The 17,063-nt window shown below is 63.3% G+C and carries 12 protein-coding genes; 6 read left to right on the top strand and 6 right to left on the bottom strand.

Annotated elements, in window-relative coordinates; translation table 11 throughout:
* Positions 1-19 precede the first annotated feature (19 nt).
* From ACE4QZ_RS15600 to ACE4QZ_RS15590, 3 genes are all read left to right on the top strand, one after another.
* Entirely contained in the window at positions 20-733 is a 714-nt protein-coding gene (locus tag ACE4QZ_RS15600) for a YebC/PmpR family DNA-binding transcriptional regulator (protein WP_021783148.1), read from the top strand.
* A 137-nt stretch (positions 734-870) separates the two neighbouring features.
* Positions 871-1,815 (top strand): LysR family transcriptional regulator, encoded by a 945-nt coding sequence (locus ACE4QZ_RS15595; RefSeq protein WP_021783147.1) that lies wholly within the window; start codon positions 871-873, stop codon positions 1,813-1,815.
* Positions 1,816-1,896: 81 nt separating this feature from the next.
* Positions 1,897-3,309, top strand: coding sequence for a DOPA decarboxylase (locus ACE4QZ_RS15590; protein WP_021783146.1), 1,413 nt, complete (start codon positions 1,897-1,899; stop codon positions 3,307-3,309).
* Positions 3,310-3,376: 67 nt separating this feature from the next.
* Here ACE4QZ_RS15590 and ACE4QZ_RS15585 read toward each other — a convergent pair whose 3' ends face one another.
* A complete protein-coding gene (locus ACE4QZ_RS15585; protein WP_021783145.1) occupies positions 3,377-4,750 on the bottom strand; it encodes an MFS transporter in 1,374 nt (457 codons plus the stop codon).
* Between the two features lie 289 nt (positions 4,751-5,039).
* Here ACE4QZ_RS15585 and quiC point away from each other — a divergent pair, with 289 nt between their 5' ends.
* On the top strand, positions 5,040-6,947 hold the full coding sequence (gene quiC, locus ACE4QZ_RS15580; protein ID WP_021783144.1) for a 3-dehydroshikimate dehydratase QuiC: 1,908 nt from the start codon (positions 5,040-5,042) through the stop codon (positions 6,945-6,947).
* A 68-nt stretch (positions 6,948-7,015) separates the two neighbouring features.
* On the opposite strand, the gene ACE4QZ_RS15575 is transcribed toward quiC, so the two are convergent.
* The 3 genes from ACE4QZ_RS15575 to ACE4QZ_RS15565 are packed head-to-tail and all read right to left on the bottom strand — an operon-like array spanning position 7,016 to position 9,929.
* Positions 7,016-7,684: a class I SAM-dependent methyltransferase gene (locus ACE4QZ_RS15575; RefSeq protein ID WP_021783143.1), complete on the bottom strand. Its 669-nt coding sequence runs from the start codon at positions 7,682-7,684 to the stop codon at positions 7,016-7,018.
* Positions 7,685-7,695: 11 nt separating this feature from the next.
* Entirely contained in the window at positions 7,696-9,048 is a 1,353-nt protein-coding gene (gene chrA / locus ACE4QZ_RS15570; protein ID WP_021783142.1) for a chromate efflux transporter, read from the bottom strand.
* Positions 9,049-9,065: 17 nt separating this feature from the next.
* Positions 9,066-9,929, bottom strand: a complete 864-nt coding sequence (locus ACE4QZ_RS15565) for a sensor domain-containing diguanylate cyclase (protein ID WP_021783141.1) — start codon at positions 9,927-9,929, stop codon at positions 9,066-9,068.
* 251 nt (positions 9,930-10,180) lie between these two features.
* Here ACE4QZ_RS15565 and ACE4QZ_RS15560 point away from each other — a divergent pair, with 251 nt between their 5' ends.
* Positions 10,181-10,657: an isochorismatase family protein gene (locus ACE4QZ_RS15560; RefSeq protein WP_021783140.1), complete on the top strand. Its 477-nt coding sequence runs from the start codon at positions 10,181-10,183 to the stop codon at positions 10,655-10,657.
* 35 nt (positions 10,658-10,692) lie between these two features.
* On the opposite strand, the gene ACE4QZ_RS15555 is transcribed toward ACE4QZ_RS15560, so the two are convergent.
* Both ACE4QZ_RS15555 and ACE4QZ_RS15550 read right to left on the bottom strand, forming a co-directional pair.
* Positions 10,693-13,464, bottom strand: coding sequence for an amino acid adenylation domain-containing protein (locus ACE4QZ_RS15555; protein WP_021783139.1), 2,772 nt, complete (start codon positions 13,462-13,464; stop codon positions 10,693-10,695).
* 206 nt (positions 13,465-13,670) lie between these two features.
* Positions 13,671-14,369 carry a pirin family protein gene (locus ACE4QZ_RS15550; RefSeq protein ID WP_021783138.1) on the bottom strand — a complete coding sequence of 233 codons (699 nt, stop codon included), beginning with the start codon at positions 14,367-14,369 and terminating at the stop codon, positions 13,671-13,673.
* 186 nt (positions 14,370-14,555) lie between these two features.
* On the opposite strand from ACE4QZ_RS15550, the gene ACE4QZ_RS15545 reads away from it, so the two are divergent.
* Positions 14,556-17,060, top strand: a complete 2,505-nt coding sequence (locus tag ACE4QZ_RS15545) for a UvrD-helicase domain-containing protein (RefSeq protein WP_021783137.1) — start codon at positions 14,556-14,558, stop codon at positions 17,058-17,060.
* The last annotated feature ends 3 nt before the right edge of the window (positions 17,061-17,063 follow it).

Genomic DNA, 17,063 nt, shown 5'->3' with positions numbered 1-17,063 from the left:
CTGATACAAGAGAGTCGACATGGGCGCACAGTGGAAAGCCAAACATAAAGAAACAGCGGCCAATGCCAAAGGCAAGATCATGGGCAAGCTGTCCAAGGAAATCCAGATCGCGGCCAAGTCGGGTGCCGATCCCGACATGAACCCGCGCCTGCGCCTGGCCATCGTGCAAGCCAAGAAGGCTTCGATGACCCGCGAGACCCTGGATCGGGCAATCCGCAAGGGCGCAGGCCTGGACGGTGATGCCGTGCAATACCATGCGGTGAGCTATGAAGGTTTCGCACCGCACCAGGTACCGCTGATCGTCGAGTGCCTGACCGACAACATCAACCGCACCGTCGCGCAGATCCGCGTGCTGTTCCGCAAGGGCCAGCTGGGTGCCAGCGGTTCGGTAGCGTGGGACTTCAACCATGTAGGCCTGATCGAAGCCACGCCTGCGAGCGCTGACGCTGATCCGGAAATGGCCGCGATCGAAGCCGGTGCCCAGGACTTCGAGGAAGGTGAAGAAGAGGGCTCGACCCTGTTCATCACCGACACCACCGACCTGGACGCGGTGCAGAAGGCCCTGCCAGAGCATGGTTTCACCGTGACCGCGGCGAAAATCGGCTACACCCCTAAAAACCCGGTAAGCGCGGCGAGCCTGAGTGCAGAAGCACTGGCTGAGGTTGAAGCGTTCCTCGAAGCGATCGACGAGCACGATGACGTGCAGAACGTCTATGTTGGCCTGACCGAGTAATCGTCCGGGCCGCGTTGCGGCCTGTTCGCGGGCAAGCCCGCTCCCGCAGGTTTTTCACGATGCTTTACGATGTGAGAACCCTGTGAGAGCGGGCTTGCCCGCGAGAGGGCCCTTGAATTCCACCGCAGGGAGCCTGCATGAACCCCACCTTCGCCTCCCTCAGCCTCGCCCACCTGCGTACCCTCGACCACCTGTTGCAGCTTAAAAACCTCAGCCACGCGGCCGAGCGCCTAGGCGTCAGCCAATCGGCCCTTAGCCGCCAGTTGGCCCACCTGCGCGAAGCCTTCGATGATCCATTGCTGGTGCGCCAAGGGCGTGGTTACGTGCTTAGCGAGCACGCCGAAGCCCTGGTCGAGCCTTTGCGCCAAGTGCTCGAAGAACTGCAGGCGCTGCGCCAACCTGCCGTATTCGACCCGGCCCGCTGCGAGCGGCGCTTCTGCCTGGCTGCCTCGGACTATGTGGCCGAGCACATGCTGCCGTTGCTGGTCGCTGCGCTGGAGCACGAAGCGCCCGGCGTTTCGCTGGAGTATCGCACCTGGCAAGCCGGCCAGTATGCCTTGCTGGCCAGTGGCGAAATCGACCTGGCGACCACATTGTTCGACGAGTCGCCGCCCAACCTGCACGGGCGCCTGCTGGGGGAGGACCGCGCAGTGTGCCTGATGCGCCGCGATCACCCGCTGACTGCACATGGCGCGCTCAGCCAGGCCGACTACCTGGCGCACAAGCACGTACGTATCTCCGGCGGCGGGGACAAGGACAGCTTCATCGACCGCCATCTGCGCGCGCAGGGCCTGCAGCGGCGGGTCAGCCTGGAAGTGCCGTTTTTCTCCGCCACGGTCAACGTGATTGCCAGCAGCCAGGCCGTGGCCACGGTCCCCGAGCACATCGCCCGGCAGTTGAGCCGTTTGCATGATCTGGCCTGGCGGCCACTGGGCTTTATCGACCACAGCCAGCGGTACTGGGTTGTGTGGCACCAGCGCCTGCAAGCCTCGGCCGAGCACCGCTGGTTGCGTAACCGGGTATTCGAGTTGTGGCGCCAGTCGCAGTTTGGTGTGCAGGGCGGGCATGCGGGTTCGCCATAGCAGCTATGCGGGAAGCGGGGTTATTCGGCTGGGGATAGGTGCCTAGACTGGGGGCGATACGTAACCCACAGGAGAGCGAGTGTGACCCCCGAACAATTCCGCCAGTACGGCCACCAGCTGATCGATCTGATCGCCGACTACCGCCAGACCGTGGGCGAACGCCCGGTCATGGCCCAGGTCGAACCTGGCTATCTCAAGGCCGCCTTGCCCGCAACTGCCCCTCAACAAGGCGAACCTTTCGCGGCCATTCTCGACGACGTCAACAACCTGGTCATGCCTGGCCTGTCCCATTGGCAGCACCCGGACTTCTACGGCTACTTCCCCTCCAACGGCACCCTGTCCTCGGTGCTGGGTGACTTCCTCAGTACCGGTCTGGGCGTGCTGGGCCTGTCGTGGCAATCCAGCCCGGCCCTCAGCGAACTGGAAGAAACCACCCTCGACTGGCTGCGCCAGCTGCTCGGCCTGTCTGGCCAATGGAGTGGCGTGATCCAGGACACCGCCTCGACCAGCACCCTGGTGGCGCTGATCAGCGCCCGTGAACGTGCCACCGACTACGCCTTGGTACGCGGCGGCCTGCAGGCCGAAGCCAAGCCTTTGATCGTATATGTCAGCGCTCATGCCCACAGCTCGGTGGACAAGGCTGCACTGCTGGCAGGTTTTGGGCGCGACAATATCCGCCTGATCCCCACCGACGAACGCTACGCCCTGCGCCCAGAGGCACTCCAGGCGGCGATCGAACAGGACCTGGCCGCCGGCAACCAGCCCTGCGCCGTGGTTGCCACCACCGGCACTACGACGACCACTGCCCTCGACCCGCTGCGCCCGGTGGGCGAAATTGCCCGGGCCAATGGGCTGTGGTTGCACGTTGACTCGGCCATGGCCGGTTCGGCGATGATCCTGCCCGAGTGCCGCTGGATGTGGGACGGCATCGAGCTGGCCGATTCGGTGGTGGTCAACGCGCACAAATGGCTGGGTGTGGCCTTCGATTGCTCGATCTATTACGTGCGCGATCCGCAGCACCTGATCCGGGTGATGAGCACCAATCCCAGCTACCTGCAGTCGGCGGTGGATGGCGAGGTGAAGAACCTGCGCGACTGGGGCATTCCGCTGGGTCGTCGGTTCCGCGCCTTGAAGCTGTGGTTCATGTTGCGCAGCGAGGGTGTCGACGCATTGCAGGCACGGCTGCGGCGTGACCTGGACAACGCCCAGTGGCTGGCGGGGCAGGTCGAGGCGGCGGCGGAGTGGGAAGTGTTGGCGCCAGTACAGCTGCAAACCTTGTGCATTCGCCATCGACCGGCGGGGCTTGAAGGGGAGGCGCTGGATGCGCATACCAAGGGCTGGGCCGAGCGGCTGAATGCATCCGGCGATGCTTATGTGACGCCGGCTACACTGGACGGGCGGTGGATGGTGCGGGTGTCGATTGGTGCGCTGCCGACCGAGCGGGGGGATGTGCAGCGGCTGTGGGCACGTCTGCAGGACGTGATCAAAGGCTGAAGCCTGTACGGTACGTGTGTGAGCGGGCTTGACCGCGAAGGGGCTGCAAAGCAGCCCCTGCAATCTATCAGTGACTTACTGCCTGAAAGCTATCTTTACGGCTGGCTTCATAGGCTGCCTTTTCCATCGGCTTGGCCTCTGGGTTGCCCAGGTCTTCCATCGCCAGGCGGTGGGTTTCGGGGGCAATGTAGGCCGCCAGGGCGCACACGCCGGTGATGAAGAAGGCCAGCCCACCGACTACCAGCGGAATGTTGTCCGAGCCAGGTGGGGCAACCATTGCGAACAGCGCGGGCAGCATGGCGGTCAGCATGGTGCCGATGTTCTGCGCGATGGCCATGGCGGTAACGCGGTAGCGGGTGTGGAACAGCTCTGGGTAGAAGCTTGGGAACACCGCGTTGTAACCCTGGTAAACCATGCCCCACATGACGATCGAGGCGGCGAACGCCATTGGCACGTTCTGGATGCTGATCGCATACAGGTAGACGAAGGCCAGCAGGCCTGAGCCCAGGCAGCCAGCGATCATGGTCGGGCGGCGGCCGATCTTGTCCGACAGGTTGCCCACGAACGGGATCACCAGTACCGCGACGATGTTACCGACCACCGGAATCCACAGGTACACGCTCTTGTCGAAGCCGATGCCATACGCCGGCTGTACCGCGTAGGCCGCACCGAAGATGGTGGCCACGACCGGGATCACGTTCATCAGGGCCATGAACATCACCAGCACCATGTGCTTCCAGCTGTGGCGGAAGGCTTCGCTGATGGGCGATTTGACAACCTTGTCCTGTTTCTCTTCTTGAACGAACGCCGGGGTTTCGTGCACTTCCTTACGGATGATGAAGCCGGCAATCAGCACGATGGCGCTCATCAGGAACGGAATGCGCCAGCCCCATTCGGTAAAGGCTTCGCTGGGCATGAAGTAAGCCAGTGGCAGGAATACCGCCGCCGCCAGTACCTGGCCCGCTTGCACACCTTGCAGGGTGAAACTGGCGTAGTAGCCCCTTCGGCCAAACGGCGCATGCTCCATGATCATGGAACTGGCACCCGAAATTTCCCCGGCCACGGCAAAGCCCTGGATCAGGCGCAGCACAACCAGCAAGGCCGGTGCGAGGTAGCCGATGTCGTGGTAGGTGGGTAGCAGGCCGACAGCCATGGTCGACAGGCCCATCAGGAACATGCACAGCAGCAGTACGTTCTTGCGACCGCGAGTGTCACCCCAGTGGCCCAGTACGAAGGCGCCGACCGGACGTGCCAGGTAGCCCACGCCATAGGTGGCCAACGAGGCAATGATGGCCATTTTCGGGTCGGTGTTGGGGAAGAAAATCTGCGGGAAAATCAGCGCAGCGGCCTGGGCGTAGATGAAGAAGTCGTAGTACTCGAGTGCCGAGCCTATCCATCCACTGGCGGTCGCTTTCTTTGCTTGCGAGCTGGAGTGAGCCATCGTTGTCTCCGTTGTTATTGTTGTTTGCGCAGGTTCCGCCAGAGGTTATGCCAAGGCAGGAGGCAACGGTCGGTGTGCCTGCGTCTGTGGTCCATGTTGACCACGGGCCCGCGGTCTAGCAATTCGCTAAAACGGGTTTTGTGCGATAATCGAACGCAAAACTAACCATTCCGTACAAAGAGATTGAAGCGTCGACTTTACCTGCGAATAATCGATCGTGCCATAAACTGTGACAGGGGTTATTTGCCCGAATGGCACCGTATTCCTCCAACAACAAGGAACTCCCGCCATGCAGCGTTCGATCGCTACCGTGTCCTTGAGCGGCACTCTGCCGGAAAAGCTCGAAGCCATCGCCGCCGCCGGTTTTGACGGCGTCGAGATCTTCGAAAACGATCTGCTCTATTACGCTGGCAGCCCGCGCCAGGTGCGCCAGATGTGCGCCGACCTGGGCATTGCCATCACCTTGTTCCAGCCGTTCCGCGACTTTGAAGGCTGCCGCCGCGACCGCCTGCAGAAAAACCTCGACCGCGCCGAACGCAAGTTCGACCTGATGCAGGAGCTGGGTACTGACCTGGTGCTGGTGTGCAGCAACGTCCAGGCCGATGCCCTGGGTGACGAGCAACTGTTGGTCGACGACCTGCGCCTGCTGGGCGAACATGCCGGCAAGCGCGGCCTGCGCATTGGTTACGAAGCGCTGGCCTGGGGCCGCCACGTCAACACATACCAGCAAGTGTGGAACCTGGTGCGCCAGGCCGACCACCCGGCACTCGGGGTGATCCTCGACAGCTTCCACACCTTGTCGCTCAAAGGTGACCCAAGCGCGATCCGCGACATCCCCGGCGACAAGATCTTCTTCGTGCAAATGGCCGATGCGCCGATCCTGGCCATGGATGTGCTGGAGTGGAGCCGCCACTTTCGCTGCTTCCCGGGGCAGGGCGAAATGGACATGGCGGGTTTCCTGGCGCCGATCCTCGCCACGGGCTACCGTGGCCCGCTGTCGCTGGAAATCTTCAATGACGGCTTCCGCGCCGCACCAACCCGGCAGAATGCCGCCGACGGCTTGCGTTCGCTGCTGTACCTCGAAGAGCAGACTCGCTTGCGCCTGGAGCAGGAAAACACGCCGATCGAACCTGGCGTACTGTTCACCCCTCCGCCGGCCAGCGCTTACGACGGCGTGGAGTTCCTGGAGTTCGCGGTCGACGAAGCCGTCGGCGCGCGCCTGGGCAACTGGTTGAAGCGCCTGGGCTTTGCCGAAGCCGGCAAGCACCGCAGCAAAGAAGTGCAACTGCTGCGTCAGGGTGATATCAACATTGTGCTGAACGCTGAACCGTATTCCTTCGGCCACAACTTCTTCGAGGCCCATGGCCCGTCGCTGTGCGCCACTGCGCTGCGGGTCAAGGACCAGCAAGCGGCCCTGAAGCGTGCCACTGCGTTCCGTGGCCAGCCGTTCCGCGGCCTGGTCGGCCCCAACGAATGTGAAGTGCCGGCCGTGCGTGCGCCCGATGGCAGCCTGCTGTACCTGGTAGAGCAGGGCACTGCCGGCCACTCCCTGTACGACACCGACTTCAGCCTGGACAAGAACGCAGCCGCGACCGGCGGCCTGCGCCGCATCGACCACATGGCCCTGGCCCTGCCGGCCGAGTCGCTGGACAGCTGGGTGCTGTTCTACAAGAGTTTGTTCGACTTCGCCGCCGACGACGAAGTGGTGCTCCCCGACCCGTACGGCTTGGTCAAGAGCCGCGCGCTGCGCAGCCAGTGCGGCACCTTGCGCCTGCCGCTGAATATCTCGGAAAACCGCAACACCGCCATCGCCCATGCGCTTTCAAGCTACCGTGGTTCGGGCGTGCATCACATCGCCTTCGATTGTGACGACATCTTCCGCGAAGTGGCGCGGGCCAAGCTGGCAGGGGTGCCACTGCTGGAAATCCCGCTGAATTACTACGACGACCTGGCGGCGCGTTTCGATTTCGACGACGAGTTCCTCAGCGAACTGGCGTACTACAACGTGCTGTACGACCGCGACGCTCAAGGTGGCGAGTTGTTCCACGTCTATACCGAGCCGTTCGAGGAGCGTTTCTTCTTCGAGATCATCCAGCGCAAGGCGGGGTACGCCGGTTACGGCGCTGCCAACGTTGCGGTGCGCCTGGCAGCCATGGCCAAGGCCCGTAGCGGAGCGGCGCGCAAGCCGGTGCTGTAGTCGCCTGCACTGGCCTGTCTTGTGGGAGTGGGGTGAACCCTGCTTCCACAGGATTATTACGGCCCGATTCAGTGACGCTCAGCCACCATCAACAATGACTGCGGCACCGCGCTCTGCGGATGCTGCGGTTCCTGCAGACTGACCAGTCGCAACCCCGCCATGTCCAGCGCAATCAGCCAGCTGGCCAAGGTGCGGAAATACCAAGGCATCGGTTGCCAATCCCCGACGAACCCGGCAAAAGACTCCTCTCGCCAGCCATCCTGATAATCCCCGTCGGCCACGCTCCACGGGTGCAGGGTCTGGATCACCAGCGCACCGCCTGGCACCAGCAAAGCACGCATTGCCGACAACAGTTCAATGATGTCCTGGTGCAACAGTGCGAAGTTGGCGCAGATCAGGTCATAGTTCTTGCCAACATGCACCTTCGCCTCAGCCAACTGCGCATAGCTGGCCAGGTGCACCTCACCCGCGCCCGCGGCTCGCGCTGCATCTACCAGCGTTCTGTCGCCGTCGACGCCCACGGCCTCGATACCCCGGTCGGCCAGCGCGCGCAGCAGCCAGCCCTCACCGCAACCCAGGTCGAGCACCCGTTCGGGCTGGCGGCCAAGGATGGCCAGCAGGATGGCCTGGTCAGTGACCTGGCGACGGCTCTCGATGGCGCCGTTGCGTACGGCGTCGATCCAGGCTTGGGCGTTATGGTGCCAACTGTCGAGCAAGGCGTCTTCAGGGTTGCGCATGATCGGCTCCATCAGCGGAAAAGGTGAAGGGCGAGCCCGGCAACGGCGCAGCCGATCAACACGTGTATCACCCCGCGCTTGTAACGGAACAGTGCCACAGCCGCCGCGAGCGCTATCGCAGCCGAGGACCAGTGGAACGCGCCATCGAACCCGGCCGGCCACAGCACGTGGTAGCCGAAGAACAGCGCAAGGTTGAGGATTACCCCCACTACAGCCGCAGTTATCGCGGTCAACGGGGCGGTGAATTTCAGTTCGTTGTGGGTCGACTCCACCAGCGGCCCTCCGGCGAGGATGAACAGGAACGAGGGCAGGAAGGTGAACCAGGTCACCAGGCCCGCCGCCACAGCGCCCGCGAGGAACGCCTGGTTGGCGCCGAACATCGGCTGCAGGTAGCCACCGACGAAACCGACGAAGGCCACCACCATGATCAGCGGCCCGGGCGTGGTCTCGCCCAGCGCCAGGCCATCGATCATCTGCGTGGGCGACAGCCAGCCATAGTGGCTGACAGCCCCTTGATAGACATAGGGCAGCACTGCATAGGCACCTCCGAAGGTCAGCAGCGCCGCCTTGGTGAAGAACCAGCCCATTTGCGTCAGTGTGCCTTGCCAGCCAAAGGCCGCCGTCAGCAGGCCCATGGGCAGAAGCCAAAGCGCCGCCACTGCCAGCAGCAAGGTCACCAGACGGCCCCAGCTGAAGCGGGCGTGCGAGGGTATCGGGGTCTCGTCGTCGATCAGCGCCGGGCGCTGGCGGGCCCTGGCTGCGCTGTGGCCACCACCTGGCGCGAACTGTGCCGGCAGCACCCGGCCACCGACATACCCCAGCAGTGCGGCCGCCAGCACGATCAGCGGAAAGGGGACGTCGAGCGCGAAAATGGCCACGAACGAGGCCGCGGCAATGGCCCATAACCAGCCATTCTTTAGCGCCCGCGTGCCAATGCGGTGGGCGGCATGCACGACGATGGCGGTCACGGCCGGCTTGATCCCTTCGAAAATCCCGGCTACCACCGGTACTTCGCTCCAGGTCAGGTACACCCACGACAGGCCGATCAGAATGAACAGCGACGGGAGCACGAACAGAGCGCCGGCAATCACCCCGCCCCAGGTACGGTGCATCAGCCAGCCGATGTAGGTGGCCAGTTGCTGGGCCTCCGGCCCGGGCAGCAACATGCAGTAGTTGAGGGCATGCAGAAAACGCCGCTCACTGATCCAGCGGCGCCGCTCCACCAGCTCCTGGTGCATGATCGCAATCTGCCCGGCCGGGCCACCGAAACTGACGAAACCCAGCTTCAGCCAGAACAGCAATGCCTGGCCCAGGCCGACAGAGGCGGGTGTTTGCCCGGCAGTTGCTTGCAGGTGTTCAGCCATGCGGTGTGCCCTTGCCTTCAGCCCGTCGCAGCGCGTTGGCGCTTGATTCGGTACATGTGCCCGTCAGCATGGCGCAGTAGCATGTCGGCATCGTTGCCGTCTTCGGGAAAGCAGGCCACGCCAATACTGCAGGAAGGTGCCTCGATGCCGGAAAATTCGGCGTCGAGCGGTTTGACCATGACCGCGAGAATGTGCTGTACGTGCGTGGCAATGGCCTCCGGCGACGGGCAATCGGGTAACAGCACGGTGAATTCGTCACCGCCCATACGCGCTACCGTGCCAGCCGCCCCCACGCAGCTTTCCAGGCGTCGGGCCAGTGTGCACAGTACCCGGTCACCCACGCTGTGGCCGTGGTTGTCGTTGATCTGCTTGAAGTCATTGATATCGAGGAACAGCAAGGCCAGCCTGCGGTTGTGACGCCGGGCCGCGGCCAGGGCGGTGTCCAGCCGCTCATTGAACATGGCGCGGTTGGCCAGCCGGGTCAGTGGGTCATGATGGGCGAGGAAGCGCAGTTCGTCTTCGGCCTCGCGCAGGGCGGTAACGTCCCGTGCCACGCCGATACGCGCCTGGGCCTCGTCGGACCAGCAGGCCGCCCACAGTATGTGCACCACGCTGCCATCCTTGCGAAGGTAACGGTTGCTAAAGTCGTAGTGCGGCTGGCCGTTCATCACCCGCATGATCGAGGCGCGCGTAGCCGGGAGGTCGTCAGGGTGCATGTAGCGGGTGATCGGTGTGCCGATCAGTTCGCAGGCTTCATAGCCCAGCAGCGTCTTGCAGGCATCACTGACGAACACGATCTGGTTGTCCCTGTCGACCACGAATACCGTGTCCAGCATCAGGTGGATCAGCCTGGGGTACAACGCTTGCAGGTCTACGGGCATGGTTCAGGGGGTCCGCGGCAGGGTGACCGATCATAGCCTGAAGGAATACGTCGCAGCTACGGCAGCCTGCAGGGCCAGGGCGCCGATTGTCGTCACAGTCCAGTGCTTGCAGAAGCTGCCTTGTGCTGCTCGCCAAGGTATTTGCCCAACTTGCGCCGGCATTGTCGGTGGGGGGGAGCAACGATGGGTGATCAAGGCCCGGTGCCACGCGTTATACTCCGCGCCATTTTGCATGATGGCCGGAGTACGCTATGCGCCAGGTTTTGCTCATCGTCGATGTTCAGTCCACCTTCAGCCCGCCCGAGTGGCTGGTCGATGGTTTGCGCCGGTTGTCAGCGAACATTCCCACCATAGCCTCGGTCGAGTTGCACGATGAACAGATCACGCCGTTCGAGCGCCAGCTTGGCTGGCACCCGGCGGCCGAGGACGAGAGCCTGGTCGAGGCCGACCAGGTGTTCGTCAAGCATGGCTATGGGCAAAGTGCCGAAGCTATCGACTACATCCGGCAACTGGGTGTAGAGCGGGTGCTGGTGTGCGGGTTGCAGACCGAAACCTGCGTGCTGGCCGCAGGCTTTGCCCTGTTCGACGCAGGGCTGATGCCCACGCTGGTGACAGACATGACAATAGGGTCATCGCTGGACCGCTCGGGCAAGTTGGGTACCGACCTGTGGAAGCACCACTTCCGGCAGGTCACCACCTCGGCCGAGGTGCTGGCCGAACTGGCCTGACAAGAGTAGCGCATGGGGTGGCGGCTCATCTTCGCTCAGGCAGAGGTGACGCGTTCAGCTGGATCGGCTCCCGGCGCCTGGTGCTGCTTGCGCCTGCGGGTAAACAGCAGACGCAACAGGGTGTTCCAGCAATAGCTCACCAGTACACCACCAGCGAGTGCCAGGGCCACCTCGAACAGCGGGTGCCTGAAAACATGCTCCGCTACCGATTCGAATTGGAAATGCGTCAAGTAAATATACAAGGTTGACGAAGCGATCACCGTACCTGCCCGTGCAACCAGGGCGGGCACTGGCACCGAGCGGAACCAGACAAGCGCCAGTATCGCTGGCAGGGCGATGTCGACATAGTGTGTCAAGGCTTGCCAGCCAACATGGGCAACCGCCATCAGGTCCAGCTCACCCACCACCAGCACGGCCACCACACTGGCCACCCATTTGCGTGAGGCCGTATCGGCATGGTGCACGGCCATGCCCAGCACCATCACCGCCAGGAAGTGCTGAGGAACCCGGTTGAGCAGGGCACTGGCATCGAATACGAACTGGTTGAGGAACACATCCAGCGCCACCAGTGCACAGGCAGCGATGATCAGCCAGCGAAACGGGTCGGCAAGCAGCACCTGGCGCACGCGCCTGATCGACAGCACCAGGCCAATGATCACGATCATCTGCACCAACACTTCGATGTACCAATAGTTGAACAGGCTGACCTCGCTGGCGGGGAACCAGTTGGAAACCAGCAGCAGCGATTGCCAGTGCAGGCGGTCGAATACCAGCTGGATCAATGCGGTGTACAGCAGTGTTGGCACCACGATGGCTGCCAGTGACGTGAGCAGCGTGCGTGCATCACCGCGCGTTTCGATGGCCTTGAGCTGAAAGCGCGCCAGGGCGATGCCAGAGACCAGGAACAGCACCGAGGTTTCGCCGACGATCATCCAGTGGTCGAACTCGCCCAGGTGGCCGACCACAATCAGGATGATGGCGAGCATGCGTATGAACACCGGCATTTCCATTACCCGCCACGTGCCCTTGGGCGGCGTACTCAGCTCGGCCAGCTGGCACACCGGCAGGGTTTCCCAACGTTCAGGCAGGTGGCCGATGAGCGCCTCGAGCACGCGCGAGGCCTGCACAAACGACAGCGAGTCGCCGCCCAGCTCGACAAAGCTCAACCTGGCGTCCAGGCGCGGCACCTGGAGGATGCGTGCCCAGGCTGTACTCAGCTTTTCGGCCAGGGGTGACAAGGGTAGGTTGATACTGTCGTCAAATGCAGCAGGCAGCGCGCGTTTGTCGACCTTGCCGTTGGGGGTGAGCGGCAGGGTATCAAGGAACACGAACAGCGCCGGTACCATGTAGTCAGGCAGCTGGCCGGCGAGCGTCTGGCGCAGTTCGTCAGCTCGGGTGGGCTGCTGTGCGACGCAATAGGCAACCAGCCGGGTCGATGCACTGTCGTGGTTGGCCAGGACCACGCATTGCCCTATGTGCGGGTGACGGCAGATGGCGTTCTCGATTTCCGCCAGCTCGATGCGATGCCCACGGATCTTCACCTGGCTGTCAGCGCGCCCCAGAAAACTGGCGCTGCCATCGGCCAGGTAGGTGCCTAGATCGCCCGTGCGATAACAGCGGTCGGCCGCGTCAGCGGTGAACGGGTTGGCGATGAATTTGGCTTCGGTCAGCCCTGGGTCGCCCCAGTAACCCCGTGACAGATAGGGGCTGCGGATCAGGATTTCGCCTGTCTCGCCCTCGCTGACCAGCTGGTTGTCTGGGTTTATCACCAGCAATTGTGCATCGGCAATGCCTTTGCCCAGGGGCACCCGGGCATTATCCATTTCCGGGTCGAGGGTGTGGAAAGCCATGGCCTGTGGGGTTTCGGTGGTGCCGTAGAAGTTCACATTGATGGCATTCGGTGCGATGGCGCGGACCTGCTGGTACTGCGTCGGGCTGAGTGCATCGCCACCCCAGAACAGGTAGCGCAGGTGGTCGAGAACCTGGCCGTTCAGGTGTGCGCCAGTTTCGATCAGCTTGCCCAGCGGCGGGGTGAGATGGATCACGCTCACACCGTGCTGGTGAAGCCAGCTGGCTAGCCGTGAGGGGTCGGTCAGGGTCGACTGCGCCGGGCAGGCAATGGTCGCGCCAAGCGACAGTGGCGTGAACACGTCCCGGTATACCGGGTCGTGGCCCAGGCCAGAAAGCAGCGAGAAGGTGTCGGCCTGGGTAAAGCCGTGCTGGCGCACATGCCAGTCGATGAAGTGCACCAGCGGTGCGTGGTGGGTAACGATGCCCTTGGGTTCACCGGTGCTGCCCGAGGTGAAGGTGATGTAGGCCGCCTGCTCAGGGCTGACAGCAGGCAGCGCGACAGGTTGGCGAGGGAAGGCCAGCAGCGCTTCAGCGGGGGCTTCAGGCACCGTGACGACCATGGGTTGGCCGACGTCGACGGTTGCCTCGGCACAGCGCAGGACCACCGCAGGCTTCAGGGTGCTGACGATTTGCTCGATACGCGCGGCAGGGTAAGCGGCGTCAGCCACAGTGAAGGCCAGGCCGGCACGCAGGCAGCCGAGCATGGCGTACACCAGGGCGGCGCTGCGGTGGGTGACGATGACTACACGATCGGTACCGCTGGCGGCGTTTTTAACCAGAAACGCGGCAATGCCCGCGCTGATCTGCTCCAGTTGGGAATAGCTGCAGATTGTGTGCTGGCCAATGATGGCAATGGCCGCCGGGCAGCGGTCGGCCTGCTTGATGAAGGCGTGGTGAATGGGTTGTTCGGCACGGTACTCCAGGCACAGCGTTGGATTCGGGCGCAGGTCCGGCATGATGATCGAGTGCTCCGCAGGAACGTTGGGCTGGCTGGTAGCAAAACGCTAGTGCAGGCTGGCTGATGGCGCCAATGTTTGATGGCTACCTTGCGATAGCCGGGGCGGTCCAGGGCCGCAAGCCAGCCCCCACAAAACCCTGCTAAACCGGGTTGGTCTATGGGGGCAGCCTTGCACTGCGATATGGATTATCCCTGGCCGGATGTTCAGGCCACGTCCACGAGCACGATCTCGCTGTCCTCGATGGCGGTCACCCGCAGCACCGCTTCCTGCTCGATCGCCACGCCATCGCGCGCCTTGGCCCGCAGCCCGTTGACTTCCACCAGCCCCTTGGCCGGCACCAGGTAACCCCGGCGTGCGGCATCGAAGCGGTACTCGGCGGTTTCACCTGCCTGCAGGGTGGCAGCCACCAGGCGGGCATCGGTACGGATCTGCAGGCTGTCCTCGTCACCGGTGCGGCCGCTGGCCAGGGTCACGAAGCCTTCGCCGCGCTCGCCTTTGGGAAACGGCCGGCTACCCCACTGCGGTGCTTCACCGGTGCGCTCCGGCACAATCCAGATCTGGAAAATACGTGTGTCGATGTCCTCCAGGTTGTACTCGCTGTGCACGATGCCGGTACCGGCGCTCATTACCTGAACATCACCGGCTTCGGTGCGGCCCTTGTTGCCCAGGCTGTCCTGGTGGCTGATCGCGCCTTCACGCACATAAGTGATGATTTCCATGTCGCGGTGCGGGTGCGGCGGGAAGCCGCTGCCGGCCGCGATCAGGTCGTCGTTCCAAACCCGCAGGTTACCCCAGTGCATGCGTGCCGGGTCGTAGTACTCGGCAAACGAGAAATGGTGGTGGGCGTCGAGCCAGCCATGGTTAGCGTGGCCGAGGCTTTCGAAGGGTCGCAGTTGCAGCATGGTCGTGCTCCTTGAATCAGTGGAATGGCGCCATGATGCGCTAAAGAAACATCGAAAATAAGCGTAAATATCGGCTTAAAATAATCTATTTGGTAGATGTTTTTTCCTGCTGCGCTTTATTCGCTTCATCGCCTAATCCACTGATCTGCAAGCATTCGCTGGCGATTTTTCGTCGATGCGGCGAACATGCCTGCTGTTTTGATTTTCAACGGAGTGACCGTGGCCCACGAGCAACCCCTGGCCCCCGCCGACCTTACCCCTCCTGCCCAGTTGCCCTGGTTTCGCCGGCTGGCCGCCCGTCTGCTGGGCCGTGGCCTGACCCGCCTGCAAGCCCAGCACCGCGACTCGTGGTTCCTCGGCCACGCCACAGGCCAGCGCACTGGCCATGCCGATGGCGTGCGTGAAGGGTTCGAGCGTGGTCGGGTGGAGGGCTATGAGGCTGGGCGTCAGGTGCTGGTGATCCGCGATACGCGCCCCGACAGCGCCGCCGTGCCAGGCCAGGATGACAACTTGTTCGACGACTGGCGCCTGCCGTTGACGGCCGAGTTGAAAAAGCGCTTCAAGGCCGATGTCGCCCAGCGCCTGCCTGCCGAAGCCCAGCCCAGCCCCGCGCAATGGAAGCTGATCTTCAGTGACACCCCGTCTACCTGCGTGGTGGCCGGCGCCGGGGCAGGCAAGTCCACTTCGCTGGTGCTGCGCATCCTGCTGCTGCGTCATTACCTGGGTTACGAGCTGGATGCGATGACCGTGGTCACCTTCACCCGCGAATCGCGCAAAGACTTCATCAAGCGGCTGTTGCAGGTGTTCGCCCTGTGGCAGATCAACCTGCAGCCTGTGCAGGCCCGCGAGCTGGTGCGCACGTTCCATTCGCGCATCCTGCCGCTGGTGCGCAGCCTGCCGGGCTTCGGCCAGGTGCGTGCATTTGAAACACTGGGCCACGAGATGCCTGCCGGGCGTGAGGCCGAGGCCGACAGCAACCCGTTCGACCTGCGCCTGAACGATGCCCAGCGCCAGCAACTGAACCAGTGCTACAGCAGCTTGCTGGGCGAGAGCCCGCGTTTTGCCGAACTGGTCAGCCAGTTGCGCAGCGAAGCCTTGCAACTGAAGCCGCTGGACCCGAACAACCCCGATGTGCAGAAGCGCGCACAGGTGACCCAATTGGCGGCCCAGCGCGACGAAGAACTGTGCGACGTGATCGAGGACCTGTGGTTCGCCGCTGGCGTCTGGCCGATCAAGGGCATCGAGCCCAGCCGCGAAACGGTCGACATCCGTGGCAGCCGCTTTTATGTGCATGGCCGCCTGGAAGGCCAGGGGCCTTTGGTGGTGCTGGGTTTCGATCCCGCACAAAGTGCGCAGTACCAGCGCCCCGGCGCCAAGCTGACGGTGCGTGCCGAGTGGGCGGTCAAGCGCACGCTGCTGCAGGCGTTCTGCGACAGGCCGCTGATCTGGCTCGACAACTACGCCATGGCCAGGCGCCTGGCGGCATCGTTGGCGGGCGATGCTGTGGCCGGCCCTGGCTTTGAGTACAAGGTCAAGGGTGAACTGGCCCCGGCGCCGCTGCTGGATGCGTTCGTCAGTGCGGCCAATTTCATCGAAAACCTTGGGTTGGAGGTGAACAAAGCGGTGGCGGCGATGAGCTTCCCGTCTGGCGATAGCGATGCACTGTTCTTCGAGGCCCTGGCACTTTACTGGAAAGCCCTGGAAGCGCACCTGCTGGACCAGTCGCCACCGGTGATGAGCTACAACCGCATGTTCGCCCTGTTTGGCGAGAACAACCCGGAAAACCTGCACCTGCTGCCCGATCCGTTGCTGCGGCCGCTGGCGCACCTGATGATCGACGAGTTCCAGGACGTGTCGCCGCAGATCGTCAGCTGGTTGCGTGCCAGCCTCGCTGAAATACGGCGCCGCGGCCCGGCCATGCACACCGGGCGCCATGCCCAGCATTCGTCGTTGCTGTGCGTGGGGGACGACTGGCAATCGATCTACGGCTGGCGTGGCAGCTCGCCCAAGTATTTCATGGAGTTCACCAAGGCATTCCCGTCGCCGGCCAACACGCGGGTGATGCTGGTCGACAACTACCGATGCCAGCAGCAGGTGATCGACGCGGCCGAACACCTGGTCAAGGGCACCCCGGCGATTGCCGGCAAGAAAGCGCGCGCCAGTGGCCCGGCGGCCGAGTTGCCCAGCTCGCCGGTCAAGGTGTTCGACCGTGACGAGGCTGCATTGGGCGAAACGCTTGTCGAGCACTACCAGCGGGGAGAGACGGTCATGATGCTCTACCGCAAGGGCAGCGACAGGGCCTTGATGAACGAGCATCTGCAAAGCGTGTTGCACGCCGACGCGGCGCTGCCGGCCGACCAGCGCCGGCTGCGTCAGCTGACCTATCACAGTGCCAAGGGTTTGCAGGCCGATGCGGTGTTCATGCTGGGTGACTGCCAGTACCTGACCAGCTCACCCTACAAGAACCAGGTATACCGCCAGGCCGGGCTGGGCAAGGCAGGTGATACCCAACCGTTCGATTCGGCACAGAAGGACGAAGTGCAGCGCTTGGCCTACGTGGCGGTGACCCGCGCAGTGCGGCACTGCTATTGGCATGTGGAGGCCGCCAGCGGTGACGCCGCAGCGGCTCCAAGGGCGTCCAGCCAGGTGGATGGCAAGCAGGCCTTCTTCGAAGACCTGCGCGGGCAGTGAGTG

The sequence above is a fragment of the Pseudomonas sp. DCA-1 genome, assembly GCF_046523955.1.
GTDB classification, from domain to species: Bacteria; Pseudomonadota; Gammaproteobacteria; order Pseudomonadales; family Pseudomonadaceae; genus Aquipseudomonas; species Aquipseudomonas putida_Y.
Note: the sequence above shows the minus strand (reverse complement) of the source record. Positions and strands in the feature narration are given on the sequence as shown.

Excerpts from the sequence above, each read along its gene's own strand:
- ACE4QZ_RS15595 (WP_021783147.1), top strand. The coding sequence starts at position 871 with ATGAACCCCACCTTCGCCTCCCTCAGCCTCGCCCACCTGCGTACCCTC.
- ACE4QZ_RS15555 (WP_021783139.1), bottom strand. The coding sequence starts at position 13,464 with ATGCCGGACCTGCGCCCGAATCCAACGCTGTGCCTGGAGTACCGTGCC.
- quiC (WP_021783144.1), top strand. The coding sequence starts at position 5,040 with ATGCAGCGTTCGATCGCTACCGTGTCCTTGAGCGGCACTCTGCCGGAA.
- ACE4QZ_RS15565 (WP_021783141.1), bottom strand. The coding sequence starts at position 9,929 with ATGCCCGTAGACCTGCAAGCGTTGTACCCCAGGCTGATCCACCTGATG.
- ACE4QZ_RS15545 (WP_021783137.1), top strand. The coding sequence starts at position 14,556 with ATGCCTGCTGTTTTGATTTTCAACGGAGTGACCGTGGCCCACGAGCAA.
- ACE4QZ_RS15550 (WP_021783138.1), bottom strand. The coding sequence starts at position 14,369 with ATGCTGCAACTGCGACCCTTCGAAAGCCTCGGCCACGCTAACCATGGC.
- ACE4QZ_RS15585 (WP_021783145.1), bottom strand. The coding sequence starts at position 4,750 with ATGGCTCACTCCAGCTCGCAAGCAAAGAAAGCGACCGCCAGTGGATGG.
- ACE4QZ_RS15575 (WP_021783143.1), bottom strand. The coding sequence starts at position 7,684 with ATGCGCAACCCTGAAGACGCCTTGCTCGACAGTTGGCACCATAACGCC.
- chrA (WP_021783142.1), bottom strand. The coding sequence starts at position 9,048 with ATGGCTGAACACCTGCAAGCAACTGCCGGGCAAACACCCGCCTCTGTC.
- ACE4QZ_RS15560 (WP_021783140.1), top strand. The coding sequence starts at position 10,181 with ATGCGCCAGGTTTTGCTCATCGTCGATGTTCAGTCCACCTTCAGCCCG.
- ACE4QZ_RS15600 (WP_021783148.1), top strand. The coding sequence starts at position 20 with ATGGGCGCACAGTGGAAAGCCAAACATAAAGAAACAGCGGCCAATGCC.